Genomic DNA, 6,540 nt, shown 5'->3' with positions numbered 1-6,540 from the left:
CGCTCGGCGCGGTCAGCCCCACGGTAGCGGATTAGGCAAAACACGCTGGGTGGTGGAGCGGACCATCTCGTGGCTTCACAACTTCCGCAGACTGCGCATCCGCTTCGAACGGCTCGCTTTCATCCACGAAGCCTTCATGAAAATCGCTTGCTGCATCATATGCTGGCGACACCTGCAAAAGTCATTCTGTTAACACCTCTTACTCTGCAAACCCTTTTTCCCAGCGGAGTTTGCCAAAGTTCCGGCTCCCGGAACATTCCAGCGCCCCTGCTACCGCCTATAACCTTGTTCGCGACGAGCTTTTGCTCGACGGCAACTCTCGGCAAAATCTCGCTACATTCTGCACAACTTGGGTAGAGCCTGAAGTTCAACGGCTAATGGCGGATTCGGTCGATAAGAACATGATCGATAAGGACGAGTATCCGCAGACAGCAGAGATAGAAAACCGCTGCGTGCATATCATTGCAGACTTGTGGCATGCGCCAAAATCGTGGGACACGGTTGGCTGCTCGACTACCGGTTCAAGTGAAGCATGCATGCTTGGCGGTCTCGCTATGAAATGGCGCTGGAAAAAAAAGCGTGAAGCGGCGGGATTACCCACGGACAAACCGAACTTCGTATGCGGACCGGTCCAAGTCTGTTGGAAGAAATTCGCACGTTATTTTGACGTGGAGATTCGTGAAGTGCCTCTGCGAGGGGACGCGCTTGGCTTGCAGCCTTCCGACTTACGGGAATACTGTGATGAAAACACAATCGGAGTTGTCGCGACCCTCGGTGTGACATTCACCGGTATCTACGAGCCTGTGGCAGATCTTGCGGCAGAACTCGACGCCATGCAGCGCGATCTCGGCCTTGACATTCCCATTCACGTGGACGCCGCTAGTGGCGGGTTCGTCGCGCCCTTTGTCCAAAAAGAGCTTGACTGGGATTTTGCCATTGAGCGTGTCAAATCCATTAATGCCTCGGGGCATAAGTATGGCCTGGCACCCCTTGGCGTCGGCTGGGTCGTATGGCGCTCACGATCTGACCTTCCGGAAGATCTCATTTTTTATGTTGATTATCTGGGCGGCAATATGGCGACCTTCGCTCTTAATTTCAGCCGCCCTGGCGGCGAGATTATCGCTCAATACTATAATTTCTTGCGGCTCGGGCGCGAGGGATATACGCGAATCCAACAGGCGTGCATCGATACCGGAAAATGGCTAGCTGAAGAGATCCGGACGATCGAATCACTGGAATTGGTCTATGACGGAAACGGCGGCCTCCCCGCGGTGTGCTACAAGCTAAAAGAAGGAAAAGAGCACGGCTTCACCTTATATGACGTGTCTGAACGAGTCCGCATGAGAGGATGGCAAATTGCTTCGTATCCTCTTCCCTCGGATCGTCAAGAAGTCATTGTCCAGCGTGTGCTTATTCGTCATGGCGTAAGCCGAGATCTCATCAGCCTTTTGCTGGACGACATCAAGCGTGCTCTTGAGCACTTGCAGCGCAATCCAGTTCAGAATTCGGACGCTGGCCCAACCTTCAACCACGGCGCGATTAGCGAAGTAAAAGTGAACGCCTAAGGAGATATAAGCATCGAGGGCGCCCTTTGCGTCCTCGGTCTTTCGCCTTCCAGGGGCCGCGACTTATACAGCCGTATCCTTCGTCCGCTGAGCGGCAAGCAAGTCTGGCATGAATTGAGTTGGAGGCATGAACCGGACCCGAAAGGCGCCGGACGTATGTGCTTCGAAAGCTGCGGTTGATACATTGGTTCATTGCCAATCGAAGACACGACCATGAACCTGAAAAATCCCCTTCCCGATGCCGCGCCGATGGACACGGTCCCATCGACGTCGAGCCCGGGCTACGCAAAGGCGCACCCCGTCGCGCGCGCGTTCGATGCGTTCGCCAGCACCGTGACGCGCTGGGCGGGCTCGCCGGTTGCGTTCGGGCTTGCCGTCATTTCCATCGTCGTGTGGATCGTGGCCGGTCCTATCTTCAAGTTCTCGGAGGGCTGGCAACTGGTCATCAATACGGGCACGACCATCGTCACCTTTCTGATGGTGTTTCTCATTCAGCAAAGCGCGAACAAGGACAGTGTCGCAATGCACCTGAAGTTGAACGAACTGCTCGCCTCCGACAAGGGGGCGAGCAATCAGCTGATCGGTATCGAAGACGCGACCGAGGACGATCTGCGCAAGCTCGCCGCCGCGTATCTTCAGCTTGCCGCGGAGAAGGAGGGTGACGCAGCGTCCGCTCATGACGACGGCGCTGCGGCGGAGATCGCGCGTCGGCTCGCGAAGGCGCACGCGAGGAACGCGCGGAAGAATGGAAGCGAAGAAAGCGTCGGCGCGCAATGAGAGCGCGAGCGGCCGGCGCACGCGTTAGCGGCACGCCGGCTTTTACGCGTCAGCACAGGCAAACGTTCATCGCAGGCAAGGATGTTTCGAGCGATCAAATGTCGGGCGCTCGATAGCGCCACGACCGGCGCTGCCCCAAGTTGCAGCAGCGCCGGTCAGTCTTACATTTCGTTGGCCTTTCCCGCGCCCAGATCCGCGCCCGTGGTCGGGTCGGCGGACGGGTCCGAAGCCGTGCGCGACGCCATCGCCTGCAGCACTTCCACGTCCCGTTCAGTAACCGTCACGGTGGCCGTTCCGTCACCGCCATCGACGGCCGGTTGCGGATCTTCGACGAACTTCCAGTCGCCGCCCTCGTTCCACGGCCCGCGCGCGTCGTCGCCCTTCGACATGTTGAAGTAGACGTTCGTGAACTCCGGCACGCCCGGCAGCTTGCCTTGCGGGAAGTTCGGCTGAATCGAGTGAAGCGCCTTTTCGAACGACTTCTGATGCGCGATTTCACGCGTCATCAAGAAGCCCAGCGCTTCCTTGATACCCGGATCATCCGTCACGTTGATGAGACGTTCGTAGACGATCTTCGCGCGTGCTTCGGCTGCGATGTTGGAGCGCAGATCGGCCGTCGGCTCGCCGATGGTGTCGATGTAAGCGGCGGTCCAGGGCACGCCCGCCGAGTTGGTGAGCGCGGGGCCGCCGCCATAGAGCAGCGCGGTGGTGTGCGAATCGTTGCCGCCGCCCGTGAGCGACCGGTACAACTCGGCCTCCGACTCCACGGCTTCCGCGAGTTGCCCCTTCGCGCCCTTGTTCAGCATCGCGACGATCGAGCCGATCACTTCGAGGTGGCTGAGTTCCTCGGTGGCGATATCGAACAACAGGTCCTTGCGGCCCGGATCGTCTTCGCCGACAGCTTGCGTGAAGTACCGGCAGGCGGCCGCCAATTCGCCCTGCGGACCGCCAAATTGCTCAAGCAGCAGATTGGCCAGACCCGGATTGGGGGTGCCCACGCGGACGGTGTATTGCAGACGCTTGTTATGAACGAACATTTGGACGACTCCATTTTTTGAGCGCACGAAACCCTTCACGGTCTCGGCGCGAATCATTAAAGAGAACGGTTTTGCTCGCAGCGACCAAGAGGACCTCGAAGGTCGCTTACGGTCATGCTGCTGCGAGTCTCAGAGCGAAGAATTCGCGCTGGCGTATCGCGGGGGAAGTCCGCGTCGTGACATTAAGGGCCGGTGCCCGATTCGGTTCGGTGACATCGGCCTGAATGCGAATTAGCAACGCGTGTGCCACGCTTTTCGGCTGCTCTCGCTATTTATGAATCGTGGCGCGAAACGAGGCGACGTCGTTCGTCGTGACCGGGCGAGCGTCGTTGCCCCATGACGCGCGCACGTAAGTAAGCACCAGCGCGATTTGCGCGTCGGTGAGGCGTCCGGCGAATGGGGGCATCGGCTGGCGTGCTGGACCGTGGATCGTCGCGGGACTGTTGCCGCCTTCGACGACAAGCCTGATCAACGAAGTCGTGTCTTCGCTAATGACCGAAGGATTGCCGGCGAGCGCCGGAAACGCATTCGGCACGCCCTTTCCATCGTTTCGATGACATTGCGCGCAGAACCCCGCATACACAGCCGCGCCTTGCTCGGGCGGGACGTCGGGCGCGCGCGTCTTCAGGCGTCCCGGCTGCGCGAACGCCGGATCGAAGGCGCCGTCCGCGGCGTTGGTGGCGGGCAGTGTCTTGAGATAGACGGCGATCGAGCGCAGATCGTCGTCGCTCAGATATTGCGTGCTGTCCTCGATCGTCTGGACCATGCTTCCGTATGCAACCATGCCCGCGCCGTGCCCCGTCTTGAGAAACGCGGCGACATCTTCCCGCGCGATGCGGCCGAGCCCCGAACCCGCGTCGGCGCGCAGGTTCGGTGCGAACCAGTTGTCGTTGACGCCGCCGGACAGAAACGTCTTCGACGACTCGTCGTAGCCGCGTTCCTGATACCCGATGCCGCGCGGGGTGTGACACGAACCGCAATGCCCGAGCGACTGTACGAGATACGCGCCGCGATTCCAGTCCGCACCGCGACCGGCGTGCGGCTCGAACCGTTCCTTGGGCGCGAACACGGCCCGCCAGATGCGCAACGCCCAGCGCTGATCGAACGGAAACGGCACCTTCGTTTCGGGCGGCCGATGCTTCACGGGCGGCACGCCGTGCATCATGAACGCGTAGAGCGCGCGCATGTCGTCGTCCGTGATTTTCACGAAAGCGGGATAGGGCATCGCGGGATACAAACCCTTGCCGCCCCGTCCGACGCCTTCGCGCAATGCCTTCGCGAAATCCTCGTAGCTATACGCGCCGATGCCCGTCTCGCGATCCGGCGTGATGTTGCTGCTGACGATGGTCCCGAACGGCGACGTCATTTCGAGGCCGCCCGCATAAGGTGCGCCGTTCGAAGCCGCGGTGTGGCATCCCGCGCAATCCGCCGCTTTCGCGAGATATGCGCCGCGCGCGATCAGTTGCGCGGACGGCGACCCGTCATCGGCGTTGGCGTCGGCCATGACGGCGATGGGCCATAGCAGCAGGCACAGAACGAGGCGTGAGAGAGGGTTCATTGATGGTAGAGATAAGCGGCGATATCGCGTGCGTCGATTTCACTTACGTCGAGATCGGGCATCGCGTTTCCAGGCACGATGCGTTGCGGGAAACGAATCCATTGCTGCAGATTCCCGGGCGAATTCGGCAGCTTTCCCGCGATGTAGGCGCGCTCGCCGATCCGCTGAAGCGTCGGCCCGACCGTGCCGTATGCGCCCGGCGCGCCGTCGATCCGATGACACGCGCCGCAGCCGTAGCGCTGGATTGCTTCGAGGCCACGCCGCGGATTGCCGCCGGTGATCGCGTCCGATGAAGGCGGCTCGCCGGTGCAGGCCGTCAGCGCGAGCATCAGAAGCGCGATTTCCATGATTCGCATGAGATCAGCCCTCGCGCGACATGCCGATCTCGACGCGCGGCGGCGGACGGCGCATCAGCCAGCGCGCGCCGATCAAAAGCCCGCCGGTCAGGTACGCGAGGCCGCCCGGCACCCACATCACGAGGCCGCCGAGTTGCTGGTCCTGCAACGGATCGAAGCCGAGCGCACGCGTCGTCTCGATGCACGACGGATACCAGACGCCCGGCGCGAGCGTCAGCAGCGCGCCGAGCGCGCCGGTATGGACCATCGTCGTGAAAAGCGAAAGCATCGCGTGGGCATTGGACGCGCCGTGCGCATCTGCGGCGCGGCCGAATACCGTCCACCAGAACAGCAGCGCGCTCGCGAGAAAGCTCGCGTGTTGAAGCGTGTGGATACCCGGACGCGCGAGCGCCGCCTCGAAGAAGCGCGGCGCGTGCCAGCACCAGAGGGCGGCCGCGTGCAGTATCCATGCGACGAGGGGCAGCGTGAGCCAGCGCCACGGCCGCCTGATCCAGCGCGAACGCGTCGCCGCGCCGATGCGCATTCGCGCGGCGGCGGGAAACGCCCAGAGCCATACGGCGAGCGGCCGGCCGATCACGAGCAGCGGCGCGGCCACCAGCATGAAAAGCTCGTGCTGCAACATGTGCGCGGAAAAGAGCCATTCGCTCAGCGCGTGCAGCGGCGACACCAGCGCGACGACGAGCACGAGCCAGCCCGCGACGAATGCGGCGAGGCGCCCCGTGCGTCCGGCGCGGCCTTGCGCGCCGCGCGACTGGAGCCGCACGTAACCCGCGACGTAGAGCGCGAGACTCACGGCAAGCGCGATGACGACCCACGGTTCGAACGTCCACGCGAACGGCGACGCCTCCGTCGTGGCGGCGTGGGCGTGGGCATCCGCACACGCGAGGAGCGCGCAAAGAAACGCGCATTTCAACAGGCGGACAGTAGCCATTGCGGTATCGATATGGCGATCACGGACAGAACCGACAACGCGCCGACACCGGCCGCCACCGCAGCGATGAACCCGGCGCGCGCGGGCCGCGCGGTTGAATCGGCCGATGGCGCGGGCGAGCGGCGCGTTTCGCGCCAGCGCTGCCACGCGAGCAGCGTCGCGGCCGTGCAGACGATGAAGCTCGCGCCGCTGACGCCGTCGAGCAGCGCGTGTCCTCCGAGGCGACAAGCGGGCGTCACCAGCGCGTAATTCACGCTGAGACATGCCAGCACGATCGACGGTGCGCCAAGCAGCGCGAGCCACGTTTTCATATTCG

The 6,540-nt window shown here is 62.3% G+C and carries 7 protein-coding genes and 1 pseudogene; 3 read left to right on the top strand and 5 right to left on the bottom strand.

From position 1 onward, the window contains the following. The 3 genes and pseudogenes from AWB82_RS28850 to AWB82_RS28840 all read left to right on the top strand — a co-directional run. A partial coding sequence (locus AWB82_RS28850; RefSeq protein ID WP_143756905.1) for a transposase occupies positions 1-193 on the top strand: 193 nt, incomplete at its 5' end. A gap of 19 nt (positions 194-212) precedes the next feature. Further along, positions 213-1,565: pseudogene (locus AWB82_RS28845) on the top strand (glutamate decarboxylase); the annotation flags it as partial. Positions 1,566-1,778: 213 nt separating this feature from the next. Next, positions 1,779-2,342, top strand: coding sequence for a low affinity iron permease family protein (locus tag AWB82_RS28840; RefSeq protein WP_086972740.1), 564 nt, complete (start codon positions 1,779-1,781; stop codon positions 2,340-2,342). Between the two features lie 161 nt (positions 2,343-2,503). Here AWB82_RS28840 and AWB82_RS28835 read toward each other — a convergent pair whose 3' ends face one another. From AWB82_RS28835 to AWB82_RS28815, 5 genes are all read right to left on the bottom strand, one after another. Further along, entirely contained in the window at positions 2,504-3,379 is an 876-nt protein-coding gene (locus AWB82_RS28835) for a manganese catalase family protein (protein ID WP_086972734.1), read from the bottom strand. 268 nt (positions 3,380-3,647) lie between these two features. Next, complete coding sequence (locus tag AWB82_RS28830) at positions 3,648-4,883, bottom strand: cytochrome c (RefSeq protein WP_235023479.1); 1,236 nt, start codon at positions 4,881-4,883, stop codon at positions 3,648-3,650. Positions 4,884-4,933: 50 nt separating this feature from the next. After that, the gene (locus AWB82_RS28825) at positions 4,934-5,293 is read right to left on the bottom strand and encodes a c-type cytochrome (protein WP_086972732.1); all 360 of its coding nucleotides are present in this window, start codon (positions 5,291-5,293) and stop codon (positions 4,934-4,936) included. 4 nt (positions 5,294-5,297) lie between these two features. Further along, on the bottom strand, positions 5,298-6,224 hold the full coding sequence (locus tag AWB82_RS28820; RefSeq protein WP_086972731.1) for a cytochrome c oxidase assembly protein: 927 nt from the start codon (positions 6,222-6,224) through the stop codon (positions 5,298-5,300). Next, complete coding sequence (locus AWB82_RS28815; RefSeq protein ID WP_086972730.1) at positions 6,203-6,535, bottom strand: hypothetical protein; 333 nt, start codon at positions 6,533-6,535, stop codon at positions 6,203-6,205. The genes AWB82_RS28820 and AWB82_RS28815 overlap by 22 nt, the downstream gene beginning before the upstream one ends. Positions 6,536-6,540 lie beyond the last annotated feature (5 nt).

This window comes from Caballeronia glebae (assembly GCF_001545035.1).
In the GTDB taxonomy this organism is placed as follows: domain Bacteria; phylum Pseudomonadota; class Gammaproteobacteria; order Burkholderiales; family Burkholderiaceae; genus Caballeronia; species Caballeronia glebae.
The sequence above is the reverse complement of the archived record's forward strand: the minus strand, read 5'-3'. Positions and strand labels throughout refer to the sequence as shown.